General features: G+C 69.2%; 16 protein-coding genes. 8 read left to right on the plus strand and 8 right to left on the minus strand.

Translation table 11 applies throughout. From position 1 onward, the window contains the following. Nucleotides 1-75 precede the first annotated feature (75 nt). The 4 genes from serA to KBZ13_RS10500 all read left to right on the plus strand — a co-directional run bounded on the left by serA (nt 76) and on the right by KBZ13_RS10500 (nt 3,589). Nucleotides 76-1,662, plus strand: a complete 1,587-nt coding sequence (gene serA / locus KBZ13_RS10485; RefSeq protein WP_255008915.1) for a phosphoglycerate dehydrogenase — start codon at nt 76-78, stop codon at nt 1,660-1,662. Nucleotides 1,663-1,673: 11 nt separating this feature from the next. Beyond that, entirely contained in the window at nt 1,674-2,639 is a 966-nt protein-coding gene (prmA, locus tag KBZ13_RS10490) for a 50S ribosomal protein L11 methyltransferase (protein ID WP_255008916.1), read from the plus strand. 144 nt (nt 2,640-2,783) lie between these two features. Continuing rightward, nucleotides 2,784-3,083: a ferredoxin gene (locus KBZ13_RS10495; protein WP_255008917.1), complete on the plus strand. Its 300-nt coding sequence runs from the start codon at nt 2,784-2,786 to the stop codon at nt 3,081-3,083. A 107-nt stretch (nt 3,084-3,190) separates the two neighbouring features. Next, nucleotides 3,191-3,589 carry a hypothetical protein gene (locus KBZ13_RS10500; RefSeq protein ID WP_261358977.1) on the plus strand — a complete coding sequence of 133 codons (399 nt, stop codon included), beginning with the start codon at nt 3,191-3,193 and terminating at the stop codon, nt 3,587-3,589. Between the two features lie 26 nt (nt 3,590-3,615). On the opposite strand, the gene psbV is transcribed toward KBZ13_RS10500, so the two are convergent. Together psbV and rnz are read right to left on the minus strand one after the other, a co-directional pair. Beyond that, nucleotides 3,616-4,128, minus strand: coding sequence for a photosystem II cytochrome c-550 (gene psbV / locus KBZ13_RS10505; protein ID WP_255008918.1), 513 nt, complete (start codon nt 4,126-4,128; stop codon nt 3,616-3,618). Between the two features lie 116 nt (nt 4,129-4,244). Next, nucleotides 4,245-5,195: a ribonuclease Z gene (rnz, locus tag KBZ13_RS10510; protein ID WP_255008919.1), complete on the minus strand. Its 951-nt coding sequence runs from the start codon at nt 5,193-5,195 to the stop codon at nt 4,245-4,247. A gap of 134 nt (nt 5,196-5,329) precedes the next feature. Between rnz and KBZ13_RS10515 the strand changes: the two genes are divergently transcribed. Further along, nucleotides 5,330-6,763, plus strand: coding sequence for a SpoIID/LytB domain-containing protein (locus KBZ13_RS10515; protein ID WP_255008920.1), 1,434 nt, complete (start codon nt 5,330-5,332; stop codon nt 6,761-6,763). A gap of 109 nt (nt 6,764-6,872) precedes the next feature. Then, nucleotides 6,873-7,634: a glucosamine-6-phosphate deaminase gene (locus KBZ13_RS10520; RefSeq protein WP_255008921.1), complete on the plus strand. Its 762-nt coding sequence runs from the start codon at nt 6,873-6,875 to the stop codon at nt 7,632-7,634. Between the two features lie 4 nt (nt 7,635-7,638). On the opposite strand, the gene KBZ13_RS10525 is transcribed toward KBZ13_RS10520, so the two are convergent. Continuing rightward, entirely contained in the window at nt 7,639-8,391 is a 753-nt protein-coding gene (locus tag KBZ13_RS10525) for a YebC/PmpR family DNA-binding transcriptional regulator (RefSeq protein ID WP_255008923.1), read from the minus strand. A gap of 1 nt (nt 8,392) precedes the next feature. Continuing rightward, nucleotides 8,393-9,292, minus strand: a complete 900-nt coding sequence (gene truB / locus KBZ13_RS10530; protein WP_255008929.1) for a tRNA pseudouridine(55) synthase TruB — start codon at nt 9,290-9,292, stop codon at nt 8,393-8,395. A gap of 62 nt (nt 9,293-9,354) precedes the next feature. On the opposite strand from truB, the gene KBZ13_RS10535 reads away from it, so the two are divergent. Further along, a complete protein-coding gene (locus KBZ13_RS10535) occupies nt 9,355-10,104 on the plus strand; it encodes a queuosine precursor transporter (RefSeq protein WP_255008931.1) in 750 nt (249 codons plus the stop codon). Nucleotides 10,105-10,127: 23 nt separating this feature from the next. Continuing rightward, a complete protein-coding gene (locus KBZ13_RS10540) occupies nt 10,128-10,901 on the plus strand; it encodes a class I SAM-dependent methyltransferase (protein ID WP_255008933.1) in 774 nt (257 codons plus the stop codon). On the opposite strand, the gene rpmA is transcribed toward KBZ13_RS10540, so the two are convergent. The 4 genes from rpmA to purD form a co-directional block, all read right to left on the minus strand. Then, nucleotides 10,888-11,145, minus strand: coding sequence for a 50S ribosomal protein L27 (gene rpmA / locus KBZ13_RS10545; protein WP_255008934.1), 258 nt, complete (start codon nt 11,143-11,145; stop codon nt 10,888-10,890). The two genes, KBZ13_RS10540 and rpmA, sit on opposite strands and share 14 nt — an antisense overlap. Before the next feature lie 37 nt (nt 11,146-11,182). Further along, nucleotides 11,183-11,572: a 50S ribosomal protein L21 gene (gene rplU / locus KBZ13_RS10550; protein ID WP_409995644.1), complete on the minus strand. Its 390-nt coding sequence runs from the start codon at nt 11,570-11,572 to the stop codon at nt 11,183-11,185. Between the two features lie 150 nt (nt 11,573-11,722). Further along, nucleotides 11,723-13,756 carry an ATP-binding protein gene (locus KBZ13_RS10555; RefSeq protein WP_409995648.1) on the minus strand — a complete coding sequence of 678 codons (2,034 nt, stop codon included), beginning with the start codon at nt 13,754-13,756 and terminating at the stop codon, nt 11,723-11,725. Nucleotides 13,757-14,016: 260 nt separating this feature from the next. Then, nucleotides 14,017-15,345 (minus strand): phosphoribosylamine--glycine ligase, encoded by a 1,329-nt coding sequence (gene purD / locus KBZ13_RS10560; protein WP_255008936.1) that lies wholly within the window; start codon nt 15,343-15,345, stop codon nt 14,017-14,019. Nucleotides 15,346-15,412: the final 67 nt, after the last annotated feature.

Genomic DNA, 15,412 nt, shown 5'->3' on the forward strand with positions numbered 1-15,412 from the left:
CGCTGATTCTCCCTGGCCGCAGGGCGCGCCCGGACCGCTCACTACACTTCACGACCGGCGGCGCCCAGCTGGTTCATGACGAAGGTTCTCGTTTCCGACCCGATCGATCAGACGGGGATCAACATCCTCGCTCAGGTGGCCGAGGTGGACGTACGCACCTCTCTTTCCCCGGACCAACTCAAGGCGATCATCGGTGACTACGACGCCCTGATGATCCGCTCGGGCACCCAGGTGACCGCCGAGATCATCGAAGCCGCCAGCAAGCTGCGCATCATCGGCCGGGCCGGCGTTGGCGTCGACAACGTCGATGTGCCGGCCGCCACCCGCCGCGGTGTGATCGTCGTCAACTCCCCCGAGGGGAACACGATCGCGGCCGCCGAGCAGGCCCTGGCGCTGATGCTGGCGCTCTCCCGCCACGTGCCCCAGGCCCACGCCAGCACGATCGCCGGTGGCTGGGATCGCAAGACCTACGTGGGCAACGAGCTTTACAAGAAAAAGCTGGGCGTGGTGGGCCTGGGCAAGATCGGCTCCCACGTGGCCCGGGTGGCCAAGGCCATGGGCATGGAGGTGCTGGCCTACGACCCATTCATCACCGCCGAACGCGCCCAGCAGATTCAGGTGCGGCTGCTGCCGCTGCCGGAGCTGTTCGCCGAAGCCGACTACATCACCCTGCACCTGCCCCGCACCCCTGACACCGAGAACCTGGTGAACGCTGCGCTGCTGCGCACGATGAAACCCACCGCCCGGCTGGTGAACTGTGCCCGCGGCGGCATCGTCGACGAAGCGGCCCTGGCCGAGGCGGTGAAGACCGGCGTGATCGCCGGCGCAGCCTTAGATGTCTATGCCAAGGAGCCCCTGGAGGCCGATTCGCCCCTGCGCAGCGTCGGCGAGCGCCTGATCCTCACCCCGCACCTGGGTGCCTCCACCGAAGAGGCCCAGGAAAACGTGGCGATCGACGTGGCTGAGCAGATCCGCGACGTGCTGCTGGGGCAGCCCGCCCGCAGTGCCGTCAATATCCCCGGACTCAATGCCGAGGTGATGGAGCGGCTCAAGCCCCACCTGCAGCTCGCCGAGACCCTCGGTCAGCTGATCAGCCAACTCGCCGGCGGCCAGATCAGCGAACTGGAAGTGCGCCTGCAGGGCGCCTTCGCCAGCCATCCGGCCCAGCCCCTGGTGATCGCCGCCCTCAAGGGCCTGCTCTCCACCGCCCTGGGCGAAAGCATCAACTACGTGAACGCCGCCCTCGAGGCCAAGGAGCGCGGCATCCATGTGCTGGAGGTGAAGGATGAGGCCAGCCGTGATTTCGCCGGGGGCTCCCTGCAGCTGAGCGCCCGGGGCGCCAATGGCCAGCACACTGTCACCGGGGCTGTGTTCGCCGACGGCGACCTGCGCATCACCACCATCGACGAGTTCCCGGTGAACGTGGCCCCCAGCGACCACATGCTCTTCACCCGCCACCGGGACGTGCCCGGCATCATCGGCAAGCTGGGTTCGGTGCTCGGTGAGCACAACGTCAACATCGCCTCGATGCAGGTGGGACGTCGGGTCGTGCGCGGTGATGCCCTGATGGTGCTGTGCCTCGATGACCCCATCCCCCCCAGCCTGCTGGCCACCGTCGTGGCCATCGAGGGCATCCAGGACGCCCACCCGGTCACCCTCTGAGCGCCCAGGCGATGGCAGCCCAGGGCTGGTGGCGACTGGAGATGGCGGCACCGGCTGAACTGGAGGAGTCGCTGCTGTGGAAACTGCCGCAGCTGGGGATCGTGCGGGTGGCGATTCGATCGCTCCCTGCCGATCCCCGTGCCCACCAGCTGGTGGCCTGGTTGCCTGAGGTCGACTGGCCCGAAGCCGAACGAGGGCGCCTGGAGGGCGCCCTCGCACCCCTGGCCGAAACCTTTGGCCTGGCCCTGCCGCCTCTGCAGTGGTTTCAGCAGAGCGATGAAGACTGGAGTCTCAGCTGGAAGCAGCACTGGCAGCCGGATCCGGTGGGCGAGCGTTTCCTGATCCTGCCGGCCTGGCTGGAGCTGCCGGAGGAACACCGGGAGCGGCTGGTGATCCACCTCGATCCAGGCAGCGCCTTCGGCACCGGCAGCCACCCCACCACCCGCCTCTGCCTGGAGGCGCTCGAAACCTTGGCGCGCTCGCGGGGCGGGACGCTCGCGGGGCTGCGGGTGGCGGATCTGGGCTGCGGCAGCGGCATCCTCGGCCTCGGGGCCCTGCGCCTGGGGGCGGCCTCCCTGGCCGCCAGCGATACCGATGCCCTGGCGGTGCGTGCCACGGGGGAGAACGCCGCCCTCAATGGCCTTGATCAGGGCAGCGCACCGGATGGTGCTGGGGAGCGACTCCAGGTGGCCCAGGGTTCGGTGGAGGTGCTGGCGGAGTTGCTCGCCGGGCGTCCCGCCGATCTGCTGCTCTGCAACATCCTGGCGCCGGTGATCGAGGCCCTCGCTCCCCAGTTCGTCGCGGTGCTCTCAGCCGCTGGGGTGGGCTACCTCAGTGGCCTGCTGCTGGAGCAGGTGGAGGGGCTGCGCGGGGCGCTTGCGGCCTGGGGATGGCGGGCGGAACTGGTGGGCTCCCAGGGCCCGTGGGGGCTGCTGGAGCTGCGCTCCGCCGTTGCCGAGTCCACCAAAGTTACATAAGGCACACTGATCTGTGCCCTCGCTTTGATTGGGCTTCTCTGGCCAGAGCGGCTGAATTGGCGGGATCGGCCCCTTCTGGATGTAGGAAGGTGCGGTCCTACAGGCCCGGAACCCACCAGGCGCCTGTGAGCCCTAATCCCTTCCATGGCTTCCTACAAGGTCACCCTCGTCAACGAGAGCGAGGGTCTCAACAAGACGATTGAGGTCCCCGACGACCAGTACATCCTCGACGCTGCTGAAGAGCAGGGCATCGACCTCCCCTACTCCTGCCGCGCCGGCGCCTGCTCCACCTGCGCGGGCAAGCTCACCGCCGGCACCGTGGACCAGTCGGATCAGAGCTTCCTCGACGACGACCAGATCGAAGCCGGTTTTGTGCTGACCTGCGTGGCCTACCCCACCTCCGACGTCACCATCAAGACCCACACCGAAGAAGAGCTCTATTGAGCCCTCCGGGAGGGGACCAATCGGGCCCCTCCCGCCCTTGAACCCTGCGTTCAGCGTCGCCACCCTGCTGGGTGGCTTTTTTGTCGCTCACTATCCCCGGTGCCGCCTTGGCTGAGGTTTCCTCAGGGTCCCGACCCGCACTGGTGCAGGAGCTGCTGGAACCCGGCAGCATCCATACCAGCCCGGGGGGCCAATACAGCTACAGGGTGCTCGGCCCCTGCTGCCGACTGTTTGATCGAGAGGAGCTGCCCTGGCCCTGCTGTCGTCTGGCCTGGCGCAGCAAGGAGCCCAGCTGGCGCCGCATTGGCAGGCGCTTCGTGGCCGACCTGGCGGCCCGCCGCTGCCCTTCCTACGCCGTGGAGCTGCTGCAGCCTGGCTCACGTCCGACGCGCACGATCCTGACCCTGTTCGCCCAGCGGCTGGATCGCGAGTTGCAGGAGTGGTGGTACAGCAAGCGCCATGAAAAAGCCGCGGACACGGCCGCGGCTTTGGCAGAGGAGGTTTGAGCGCCGGCTGACGTCCGGGGGCTCAATCAGAAGTAGATCTTGCCGCCGCCCCACTGGATGCCTTGCACCTTCGGGGCCACAAGGATGTAACCGGCGATCAGGCGAAGGTCGTTGTCGTCGAGGTCGCGCATCTTCACGAAGATCTCGCTGCTGCGCATGCTGGGGTGGATTTCGGAAATGCTGTACTCCCCGTCGTAGGAGGTGGGGTCCTTGATGTAATCGACCAAGGCGTCGACCGAATCGCGTGGAGGGGTGGCCAGGGCCAGGGTTTCGGGGTCAAGGCCCACGTTCTGGTTGGTCTTGGTGATGCCACCGGCGTGGCAGCTGCCGCAGCTTTCGTTGAAGAGCTTGCGGCCGGCCTTGATCTCCTGCTCGCTGAAGCTGACCAGGCTGCCGTCGGGGCCGCCGGGCACCGTCAAGGTGGCGGCATCCCAGTTGGCCGCGGCCACTGGAGCCCCGAAACAGACCAGAAGCGCCAGCGGCAGAACCAACAGGATTCTGGCCGCGGCCCGGAGCGCAGAGGAGAGGAAAGAAGCCATGAAGGGAGCTGGCAAAATGGCGGTGGCACCACACCAGAGCCCTTGTATCACGGGCGGAGTGCCTGCCGGGGCGGAATCACGAAGTGTTGCAGCCACAGCTGCTTTGCGGCCCTGGCTCACTCCCCGGAGGGGGTCACCTCAAGGCTCATGAAATCCCTGGCGAGCACGGTGTTGGGGAAGATCGCCCGGGCCTCCGCAAGCAGGTCGTCGGGGGTGAGGGCATTCCCGGGGGCGTAGCGGGGACTCAGGTGGGTGAGCACCAACTGGCCCACCCCCGCTTCGGCCGCCGTCTGGGCGGCCATGGTGCTGGTGGAGTGCTGGCGCTGATAGGCCATCTCCGCTTCCCGGTGGGCGAAGGTGGATTCGTGGATGAGCAGGTCGGCGCCGCGGGCCAGCGCCACCGCCGCCTCCGAGAACACCGTGTCGGTGCAGTACACAACACTGCGGCCAGGCCGCGGCGCTCCGCAGAGGCTGCGGCCATCGATCAGGCGCCCATCCTCCAGCTGCAGACTGCGTCCCTGCTTCAGTTCGGCATAGATCGGTCCGGGGGGAATGCCCAGTTCCCGGGCCCGCTCGATGTCGAAGCGGCCTGCCAGGGGTTTTTGATCGATGCGGTAGGCGAAGGCGGGCACCCGGTGGTTCAACGGTGTGCAGCGCACCACCAGATCGTCGTCTTCGAGCAGGGGGTCGCCGCTGCGGGCCGCCGCCTCCACCCGGTGCACCCGCAGGGGATAGCCGATGCGGGTGGAGGAGGTGCGCAGCACCCCATCGAGGTAGTCGCGCAGGGGCTCGGGGCCATAGAGATCCACCCCGGGGCAGCTGCCGGCCATCCCCAGGCTGGCCAGCAGGCCCGGCAGACCGAACACATGGTCGCCATGCATGTGGGTGACGAAGATCCGGCGCAGCTGCGACACCCGCAGGTCGCTGCGCAGGAACTGGTGCTGCGTGCCTTCACCGCAATCGAACAGCCAGAGCTCGGGGCGCTGGGGCAGGCGCAGGGCAACGGCCGAAACGTTGCGGGCACGGGTCGGTACGCCCGAACTCGTGCCTAGGAAGGTGATCTGCACGCCCAGGGTGATGCCAGCTGCATGCTGTCACGCCTTGTAGGCCATCGGTCCTGCCGGCGTCGTGGCGGGCACTGGCGGCAGGCGTAGCCGGCGGCCACAATGGCGCCGCCCTTCGACTCCTCCTGCGCGCTTCGATGCCACGCACCCTTGCCCTGCCCCTAGCCCTCAGGCGCCGCCTGCCCCTGGTCACCGCGGCGGCGCTGGGTCTGTCACTGCTGCTGCCCAGGGAGGGCCGGGCCCAGCAGGGAGAACCGCAAGTGCGCGTGCTGCTGCTGGAGAGCGCCGCCGCCACCGTGAGCGGTCTGGCCGGTGGTCTGCGTCTGCGGGACGGCCGCGGCACGGTGCTGGCGGAGACCGCCGCGGGTCAACCCCTCAGCCTGCGGCTGAGTGCCGCCCAGGTGGAGGCCCAGGGGCTGATGCGCCCTGTGGTCGCGTATGAACTCTGGATCGAGCCCCTGAGCCAGGCGGGAGGCGATGGCGCCCTGGCGGTGGAGAACCGCCGCTACCGCGGCCGGCTCCAGGTGCTGCCAGGAGCCTCCCAGCTTCAGCTGATCAACCACCTGGGGGTCGAGAGCTATCTGCCCAGCGTGGTGGGCAGCGAAATGCCCGCCAGCTGGCCCCTGGAGGCCTTGCGGGCCCAGGCCGTGGCGGCCCGCACCTACGCCCTGCAGCAGCGCAAGCCCGAGGCTCCCTTCGACCTGCGGGCCACCGTGGCCAGCCAGGCCTACAAGGGGGTCGAGGCGGAAACTCCCTCCACCTGGGAGGCGGTGCGGGGCACCCGCACCCTGGTGATCACCTACCGCCAGGCCCTGATCAACGCCGTCTTCCACAGCAGCAGCGGTGGCAGCACGGAGAACAGCGGCGAACTGTGGGCCCGCCAGCTCCCCTACCTGGTGAGCGTGAGCGATTTCGACGAGCAAAGCCCCGTGCGCGTCTGGCGACAGCCGCTGCCGCCGGAGCAACTGCAGCGGGCTTTTGCCGAGATCGGCGGGGCCAGTCGGATCGAGGTGCTCTCCAGTTCCAGCACCGGCCGGGTGCGCCAGGCACGGGTGCTGGGTCCCCGCGGCCAGCTGCTGCTGAGCGGGGCCGACCTGCGCCGCCGCCTTGGTCTCAGGAGCACCACGGTGCGCTTCGAGCCCCTAGGCACCGAGGCCCTCGGGCTCCCATCCCTGGGGGCGGATCCCCAGGGCCAGGCGGCGTGGGGCGGGGCGGCCCGCACTCGCTGGCCCCTGGCGGTGGATTCCGCCAGCGGCGCGCCGCTGCCTGGCCCGCCGCCGTTGCCGGACGTGTTCGCTCCTGCCGCTGCCCCGATCACCGGCCTGGTGGCGATCGGCCGCGGCTTCGGCCACGGGGTGGGCATGAGCCAGTGGGGTGCCTTCGGCCTGGCCCGCCGCGGGGAGGGCTTTGAGGCGATCCTGCGCCACTTTTACCAGGGCGTGGAGGTGGGACCGTTTCGCGAGAGCGTGGCCCAGCTGAGCTCCCTGCCGTCCAGCGCCGGCAGCCCAGCCGCCAGCCCTACGGCCACCACGTTCCGCATCCCGACGGTGATCGCCAACCGCCAACCCTGAGGGCAGACGCTGGGTTCTACGCCCACCCAGGTTGCCCGCTTGCGCACGCCCCTTGGCTCGATCCGCTTCAGGGTTTTCAAACGTCGTTCGTCGCCCACGGCCCAGCCCCATGCCGCTTTCCCAGGATCGTTTGCTGGTGGAAGCCGATGCCGAGGCGGTGGCCGAGCGGGTGGTCGATCGGCTGATCGAGGCCCTCAGCGCCGCTGGGCGGCGCCCCCTGGGACTCGCCACCGGCCGCACCATGGAGCCGGTCTATGCGGCCCTGCGCCGGCGCCTGGAGGCCTTCGAACCGGTTGTGCGGGGACGGCTGCTGGCGGGCTGGAGCAGCTTCAACCTGGATGACTACATCGGCCTTGCGGCGGACCATCCGGCCTCCTTTCACGCCGCCATGGACCGGAATCTGGGGGAACCCCTGGGCCTTTCCCCCGCCCAGCTGCGCCTGCCCGATGGCGGCGCCCCCGATCCCGAGGCCGAGGCCCGCCGCTACGCGCGCGCCCTGGCCGCCGCCGGTGGCCTGGGGCTGCAGTTGCTCGGGCTGGGGGAGAACGGCCACGTGGGCTTCAACGAGCCCCCCTGCGGCCCAGGTGTCATCACCCGCTGCCTGCGCCTGAGCGCGGCCACCCGGCGTCAGAACGCCGCTGCCTTTGGTGGTGATCCGCAGCGGGTGCCGGAGCGGGCGATCACGGTGGGCCTCTCGGAGATCCTGGCGGCCAGGAGCCTGGTGCTGGTGGTCACCGGGGCCTCGAAGGCGCCGATCCTGCGGCGGGTGCTTGAGGGGCCTCCCCAGGAGGCGCTGCCCGCCAGCTGGCTGCTGGGGCACCCCGATCTGTCGGTGATCGCCGACCGGGCGGCCCTGGGACTCGAGGGCTGAGGCATCAGGCCATCGCGGCTTCCAGCAGGGCGTCTGTGGCCTCCAGGTTCGAGCTGACGCTGCGGACGTCGTCCAGTGATTCGAGCGCTTCAAGCAGCCGCAGGCTGGCCTGCAGGCTGTCCAGGTCGTCGAGGCGGCAGGGGGTTTCAGCTTGCCAGCGCAGCTCACAGCCCTCCACCCTCCAGCCGGCCGCCACCAGCGCCGCCTGCAGCCCCTCCAGCTGGGCCGGTTCGCAGAGCACCTCGGCGCCATCGTCTTCGAGGCTGTAGCTGATCACCTCTTGCTCCAGCAGGCTCTCGAGCAGGGCCTCCTCGTCTAAAGCGCTGCCGCTGAGCCGCACGACGCCGCGCAGGTCGAACAGGTAGCCCACGCAGCCGTTCTCCCCCAGGTTGCCGCCGTGTTTGCTGAAGGCCAGGCGCAGGTCCGCCGCCGTGCGGTGGCGGTTGTCGCTGAAGACGTCCACCAGCACGGCCACCCCGCCGGGGCCGTAGCCCTCGTAGCGGATCGCCTCCAGGTCGTTGCCGGCATCACCCCGGCCGGACCCCTTGGCGATCGCTCGATCGATGTTGGCGTTGGGCATTCCGGCGGCGCGGGCCTTTTCGATCGCCGTGCGCAGTTGGAAGTTGCCGGCTGGATCCCCACCGCTGCGGGCCGCCACGGTGATCTCCCGTCCGAGGCGGGTGAACACGGCGCCGCGCTTGGCGTCGACCACCGCCTTGGTGCGCTTGATCTGGGACCACTTGCTGTGTCCGGCCATCTCAACCCCGTGCGCCCAGCACCAGCTTCGGTTGGAGCAGGCCGTCGCCGTCGGCGCGGGCGATGCCCGCCCACTGGCCCTCGGGGTTCACCACCACCACCGTCTGATCATTCGCCAGGGTCATGGCGCTGGCAATGGCACGGCCGCAACACCAGCTGAGCTGGTCGGCGGCCCCCAGGCGCTGAAGGGGCAGGTGCGCCAGGGCGCTGAGCGGATCGATCAGGGGCGGACGGGGTGTGCGATCGAGAGCCTCCAGGGGGACACTGACGATCAGGTCGAAGCCAAGGGCTTCGGTGCGCCGCAACTGGGCCAGGGCGGCGCCGCAACCCAGACTCTCCCCCAGATCCCTGGCCAGGGATCGGATGTAGGTGCCGGCCGAGCAGCGCAGCTCCAGCTCCAGCTGGCCCGATTCCGCTTGCCAGCCCAGCAGCCGCAGGTGTTCGATCGTCACCGGCCTTGGCTCCAGCTCCATGGTTTCGCCCCGCCGGGCGCGCACATGGGCCCGCTCTCCTCCCACGTGCACGGCCGAAACCTGGGGCGGACGCTGCAGGATCGCCCCTTGGAAGGGGGCCAGGGCGGCCTCCAGGTTCGCCGCGCTCAGGAGTGGCACCGGCCGCCGCGCGATCAGCTCACCGCTCAGATCGTCGCTGCTGGTCGACAGCCCCAGCTGGATCACCCCCCGGTAGGCCTTGGCCCCCTCGAGGTAGGGCAGCAGCCGTGTGGCGGGCCCCAGGGCGATCGGAAGCACTCCAGTGACGGCCGGATCGAGGGTGCCGCCATGGCCCACACGTTTGAGGCCATAGGCGCGGCGCACCCGGGCCACGCAGTCGTGGGAGGTGAGCCCGGCGGGCTTGTCCAACACCAGGAAGCCGCAGTGATTCTCGGGGCTGGGGGGCGCCACGGCGGGCCAGGTCGGTGACGGCTCGCCACCCTATGGGGAGCCGTGCCCAGCAGCTGGAATCCATGAAGCTCGCCAACCGCCGTGACCTGGCCTTCCTGGTGCTGGCCGGAATCTTCCTGGGCACCATGGGGATGCTCAATATCCTCGGCCTGACGCGTTTCCTCAGCCTCGGTTCGATCGGCGGATGGCCGGTGGTGGTGGCCGTGGGGGCCTTGCCCTACCCGGTGACGTTTCTGTGCACCGACCTGATCAGCGAGATCTGGGGGGAGCAGAAGGCGGGCCAGCTGGTCTGGGTGGGGTTGCTGCTGAACGGCTGGATCGTGTTGATTCTCTGGTTGGGCGGGGTGCTTCCGGGGTTTCCCGGCAGCGACGGCAGCACCTTCTTCGAGGTGCGCAGGCTGGCCTTCGGGGCCGTGGGGGCCTCGATGGTGGCTTACCTGGCGGCCCAGTTCACCGACGTGCGCCTGTTCCATTTCTGGAAGCGCCTCAGCGGCGGCAAGGCCCTGTGGTTGCGCAACAACGGCTCCACCCTGGTGAGCCAGCTGGTGGACACCAGCGCCGTGGTGCTGATCAGCCATTACGCCGCCCACGTGTTGCCGGTGGACGAGGGCCAGCCGGTGCTGCCCCAGTTGGGCTCGTTCATCGCCAGCGGTTACCTGTTCAAGCTGGTGGCCGCCCTGCTGGACACCCTGCCCTTCTATCTGCTGGTGGCCTGGTTGCGGCGCTGGCTGGAGGTTCCCGGCGCCGGGGCTGAACTGGGAGCGGAACTCGGGGCTGAACTGGGGGCGGGGTTGGGGGGCGAACTACGGTGAGCACTCGGGAGCAGATCTTGGCGGTGGCGGCAGCAGTTCTGGATCTGGAGCGCTTCGTCGCCGATGGCTTTGCGCTCAAGCGTCAGTTGGCGTCCCACCTGGAGCTGAGCCCCCAGGATCTGGAGCGGCGCCTGCCCAGCAGCACCGCTGATCTGGCGGCCCTGCACCCCGGGGCCTTCGATCCAGCCCAGGCCACGGCCTTCTATGAGCAGGAGGTGGGCACCGCTCACCTGCTCGAACTGGCGGCCTGGCACTTGGGCAGCGCCCCCTACATCGCCGACACCCTGCGCCTGCAGGAGCGGTTCGCCCGTGGTCAGGTGCTCGATTTCGGTGGCGGCATCGGCACCCATGCCCTGGCTGCAGCGGCGCTGCCCCAGGTGGAGAGGGTGTGGTTCGTCGATCTCAACCCCCACAACCGTGCGTTCGTGGCCGAGCGGGCCCAGGCCTTTGGCCTCGAAGACAAGCTGCGCTGCTTCCGCGACCTGGAGGATCCCGCCCTGCCGGGGCTGTTCGACACCGTGGTCTGCCTGGATGTGCTGGAGCACCTGGCGGATCCCGCGGGTCAGCTGGAGATTTTCGAGGGCCGCATGGAACCCGCCGCCATCGCCCTGCTCAATTGGTACTTCTTCAAGGGCTTCTCAGGGGAGTTTCCTTTCCACATCGATGATCCCGCCCTGGTGGAGCGATTCTTCCGCACGCTGCAGGGCCGTTTCCTTGAGGTGTTTCACCCCTTCTTGATCACCACCCGCGCCTACCGGCTGGCCAGCCCCAGCGGCGACCTGCTCAGCCCACGTTGACGCGCTTGCGGTTGCGCAGATTGCGCTTGATTGAGTCGAAGCTGACGATGCCGTCCACCAGGGCGAAGAGGGTGTCATCGGTGCCGCGACCGACGTTGAGGCCGGGGAGCACGGAGGTGCCGCGCTGGCGAATGATGATCGAGCCGGCGGTCACGGTTTCACCGCCGTAGCGCTTGACGCCCAGGCGCTTGCTGTTGGAGTCGCGGCCGTTGCGGGTGGAGCCTGTGCCTTTCTTGTGGGCCATGGTTTGGAAGTGAGGTGGTTGGGGGAAAGCCGGGGGATCAGGCGAGGGCCTTGCCGGCCACGGTGATCGATTGCACCAGAACCCTGGTCAGTTCCTGGCGGTGACCGTTCTTGCGGCGCGTCTTCTTCTTGGGGCGCATCTTGTAGACGATGATCTTCTGCCCGCGGCGGTGCTCCAGCACCTTGAGCTCGACGCTGGCGCCATCCACGTAGGGGCGGCCGAGGGTGGCGCCGGCGGCACCCTTGACCAGGAGCACGTTCTCCAGGGTCACCGTGTCATCGACCTCGGCATGGATCCGATCGAGGTCGTAGTAACGGTTGGGCTGCAGCCAGAACTGGGTGCCGGAGGTTTCGACGATGGCGTAGGTGCCGTTCGGCTCGTTGGCGGCAGCGGTGTCGGGGGAGGAACTCATGGGCAGGGGGGGCATGGACAGGCTGACGGGGTTGGTTTGGTTCAAGTACCGAGTGGTTCAAGAACCGCCGTCATTGGGCCTGGCGCACGGCGCAGCGAAGTCAAACAAAGATCTTCCCCCGCCGCTCACCCCAACGTCAACACAAGGCCCTGATGCAGGCCGGCCTCAGACCAGGGCCATGCCGCCCGTGGGCTGGCTGCGCCGTTCGGCGTCCAGGCGCAGCTCGTCGCCATCGGCCTGCTCCAGGGGCAGATCGAACCAGAAGGTGGTGCCCACCCCCAGCTCGCTGGCGATCTGAATGCGGCTGCCGTGCTTCTCAAGAATGCCGCACACGATCGAGAGCCCCAGGCCGGTGCCTGCTTCGGTGTGGACGGCGTTCTCCACCCGGTAGAAGCGCTCAAAGACGCGCTCTTGATCTTCCATGGAGATGCCGCTGCCGCTGTCGGCCACCTCCACCCGCAGCCGCGGCAGGGGTGAGGTGAGCGCGCAGGACGGACGTTGATCGTCGTGGGCCGCGGTGGAGGCATCGGGATCCAGGCTGCAGGTGTCGGGCCAGGGGTAGGCCCGCAGCGCCACCCGACCTCCGGGGGCGGTGAACTTGAGCGCGTTGCCCAGCAGGTTGTCGAACACCTGCAGGAGCAGATCCCAGTTGCCGCGCACCAGCGGGAGCTGGGCATCCACCTCCAGATCCAGGCGAACCCCCTTCTCGTCGGCGTTGAGCTTGTAGGTGCGCAGGGTCTGCTCGATCGCTGGCCGCAGCTCCATGGGCTCAAACGTCCAGACCCGCTCCGATTCCAGGCGTGAGAGGTCGAGCACGTCGTTGACCAGGCGCGTGAGCCGGTCGGTCTCATCGTTGGCGATCGCCAGGAATTCCTTCTTTTCCTGCTCGGTGAGCTGATCTCCGAGGTCGTGGAGGGTTTCCACGTAGCTCTTGATGTTGAACAGCGGCGTGCGCAGCTCATGGGACACGTTGCTGATGAAGCGGCTCTGGGCCGCGTTCAGCTCCACCTCGCGGGTCAGGTCCTGGATCGTCACGGCGATGCCCTTGAGGCTCTCGCCGCTGGCGTCGCGCACCGACTGGAGCACGATGCGCAGGGTGCGGGCTGGATCCCCGAAGCTGCAGCGCACGTCGTTGATCTCCCTGGCGCCGCTGAGCAGGGTCTCCAGGGGGACCTGCAATTCGATCGCCAGCCTTTCCGGCAGTTCAGCGGTGAGTTCCCGCCCCTCCAGGTTGCGGCCCTCCCAGCGGAACAGACGCCGGGCGGTGGGGTTCACCAGCACGATCTGGCCCTCGGCATCGAGCAGCACGGCCCCATCGGCCATGGTGGCGATCAGGGATTGCTGCTTGACCTGGGCCGCCGTCAATTCCTCGATGTTGGCCTCGTCGTACGACTGCAGCCGTGAGGCCATCAGGTTGAAGCCATCCAGCAGCTCCCCGAGCTCCCCGCCCATCGGCAGGCCGATGCGGGCGGCGAAATCGCCGCCCTCGATGGCGCGCACCCCCATCAGCAGCTCCTTGACCGGACGGGTGATCGTCAGGGCGTTGAACACCGCCCCGAGAATCACCAGCACCCAGATCGAGATGAACACCGCCACGGTCACCTCACGGGTGAGGGCGGCGCTGGCCAGGGTGGTTTCGTTGGGGTTGATTCCCAGGGCGAGTACCCCCAGATCGCGCCCCTCGTTCACCAGCGAGACGAACACATCGGTGACCGCACCATCGGGGGTGAGGTGCTGGCGCACCAGGGGGTTCTGGGGGCGGCGCTTGAGTTCGGCGGGCAACTCCAGCCGGCGGCTGAGCAGCAACTCGCTGCTGTTGCTGGTGCCGCTGATCGGGATCCCCAGGTAGATCACGCCCTCTGGGTCGGCGAAGAAGATGTAGCGGAGGCTGCGGGTGGTGCGCCAGAAGCGCTCGGCCACCGCCGCCAGTTCCCTGTCGTTGCCTTCCGCCACCAGGGGGGTGACGTTGGCGGAGAGCAGCAGCCCCAGGTCGCGGGCGAAGCGGGTGTCGCTCAAGCGCGCATCCGTCTGGATGCTGTTGAGGGCAATGAACGTGATGCCGGTCATCATCAGGCTCACCACCAGGGTGGCCACCGCCAGCAGCTTGGTCTGGAGGCTGAATTCGGCCCACCAGCGGCCCAGTCGTTGGCGCCAGTTCAGACCAGTTTCTTGCGCAGCCGGCGGCGGCCTCCAGCTCAGGCCGTTCGCTCCGCCGGAGAGGGACGATCCGGCCTGGGGATCGCCGTCCTGGCCAGCCCCGGCAAGCTCAGCACCGACAAGCTCAGCATTGACCGGGTCTTTGTCGGCCAGGTCTTCATCGGCCAGGTCATCAGCCACCAGGCCAGTGCCCTCGGTTGGGTGCGAGGCACCGGGAGGAGTGTCACTGGGGTCAGTGGTTCCGGGATCCGTGGCGTGGGGGTCGGCGATCAAGCGGCCGGAGCCTGGGGTAGCCCACCACCCTAGGGGCGACGCACCTGATGGCCGATGTCCCGCCGGAAGGTGATGCCCTCGAAGTGCACCTGGGACAAACCCTCGTAAGCGGCGGCGAAGGCCGCGTCGAAGTCTTCGGCCTGGGCCACCACCGCCAGCACCCGGCCGCCAGCCGTGCGGCAGACCCCGTCCGTCCCCCGACGGCTGCCGGCATGGAACAGTTGCAGCTGCTCGGAGGCCCCCAGCGTGCCGGTGATCGCATCGCCCTGGCGCACCTCCCCCGGGTAGCCCGCGGCGGCGGCGATCACGCAGGCGCTGCAACCGGGGGCGATGGTCAGCTCCGGGGCCTGGCCCAGATCCCCCCGGGCGCAGGCGAGCAGCACCGCCGCCAGTTCAGGCCCCAGCAGGGGCATCACCGTCTCGCATTCCGGATCGCCGAAGCGGCAGTTGAACTCGATCACCTTCGGGCCAGCCGCGGTGAGCATCAGACCGGCGTAGATCACGCCTCGGTAGTCGATGCCGCGCGCTCTCAGGGCCGCCAGGGTGGGCTCCAGCACCGTGCGTCGCACCTGCTCCAGCCCTGCCGCATCCAGCAGGGGCGCCGGCGCATAGGCCCCCATGCCGCCGGTGTTGGGGCCCGTGTCCCCTTCGCCGATGCGCTTGTGGTCCTGGGCCGGGGGCAACAGCACCATGCCGCGGCCATCGGTGAGGGCGAACACCGACACCTCAGGCCCACTCAGTCGTTCCTCCAGCACCAGGGCGGCGCCGGCGGCCCCGAAGCGGCCGGCGAACACCTCCTCGATCGCGGCGCGCGTTTCCGCCAGGGTTTCGGCCACGGTCACCCCCTTGCCGGCGGCCAGGCCATCGGCCTTCACCACCAGCGGCTGGGGGTGCTGCTCCAGCACCGCCAGGGCCTGCCCACGGCTGGCGGCCGCCCAGTGGAGCGCCGTGGGCACCCCCGCCTCCAGCATCAGCGCCTTGGCCCACTGTTTGCTGGCCTCCAGGCGCGCCCCATCGGCGCCGGGTCCGAACACCGCCAGACCGCCGGCGCGCAACGTGTCGGCCAGGCCGGCCGCCAGGGGACCCTCCGGACCCACCACCACCAGCTCGATGCGGCGCTCAAGGGCCGCCGCCAGCAGGCCGTCGCCATCGGTTTCGGCCAGGGCCAGGGCCTCGCAGCCCTGCAGCTCGGCGGTGCCGCCGTTGCCGGGCGCCACCCAGACCCGCTCCACCCCATGGCAACGGGCCAGGGCCCAGGCCAGGGCGTTTTCGCGCCCCCCCGAGCCGATCAGCAGCACCCGGCTCGGGCTGGGGGCGGTCTCTGGGAAGCTCTCTGGGGCGGTCTCTGGGGTGGTCATGGGGCCGGGCGGGGCGGGGGCCAAGGAGGGGTGGCGCGGCTCCCTTAGGTTGTGGCCCGGTGGCCAG

It is taken from the genome of Cyanobium sp. ATX 6F1 (assembly GCF_024346315.1).
Lineage (GTDB): Bacteria > Cyanobacteriota > Cyanobacteriia > PCC-6307 > Cyanobiaceae > ATX-6F1.

Coding starts and splice junctions, on each gene's coding strand:
- psbV (WP_255008918.1), bottom strand. CDS start 4,128: ATGGCTTCTTTCCTCTCCTCTGCGCTCCGGGCCGCGGCCAGAATCCTG.
- KBZ13_RS10520 (WP_255008921.1), top strand. CDS start 6,873: ATGCCGCTTTCCCAGGATCGTTTGCTGGTGGAAGCCGATGCCGAGGCG.
- serA (WP_255008915.1), top strand. CDS start 76: ATGACGAAGGTTCTCGTTTCCGACCCGATCGATCAGACGGGGATCAAC.
- prmA (WP_255008916.1), top strand. CDS start 1,674: ATGGCAGCCCAGGGCTGGTGGCGACTGGAGATGGCGGCACCGGCTGAA.
- KBZ13_RS10515 (WP_255008920.1), top strand. CDS start 5,330: ATGCCACGCACCCTTGCCCTGCCCCTAGCCCTCAGGCGCCGCCTGCCC.
- KBZ13_RS10525 (WP_255008923.1), bottom strand. CDS start 8,391: ATGGCCGGACACAGCAAGTGGTCCCAGATCAAGCGCACCAAGGCGGTG.
- KBZ13_RS10535 (WP_255008931.1), top strand. CDS start 9,355: ATGAAGCTCGCCAACCGCCGTGACCTGGCCTTCCTGGTGCTGGCCGGA.
- purD (WP_255008936.1), bottom strand. CDS start 15,345: ATGACCACCCCAGAGACCGCCCCAGAGAGCTTCCCAGAGACCGCCCCC.
- KBZ13_RS10495 (WP_255008917.1), top strand. CDS start 2,784: ATGGCTTCCTACAAGGTCACCCTCGTCAACGAGAGCGAGGGTCTCAAC.
- rplU (WP_409995644.1), bottom strand. CDS start 11,572: ATGCCCCCCCTGCCCATGAGTTCCTCCCCCGACACCGCTGCCGCCAAC.
- rpmA (WP_255008934.1), bottom strand. CDS start 11,145: ATGGCCCACAAGAAAGGCACAGGCTCCACCCGCAACGGCCGCGACTCC.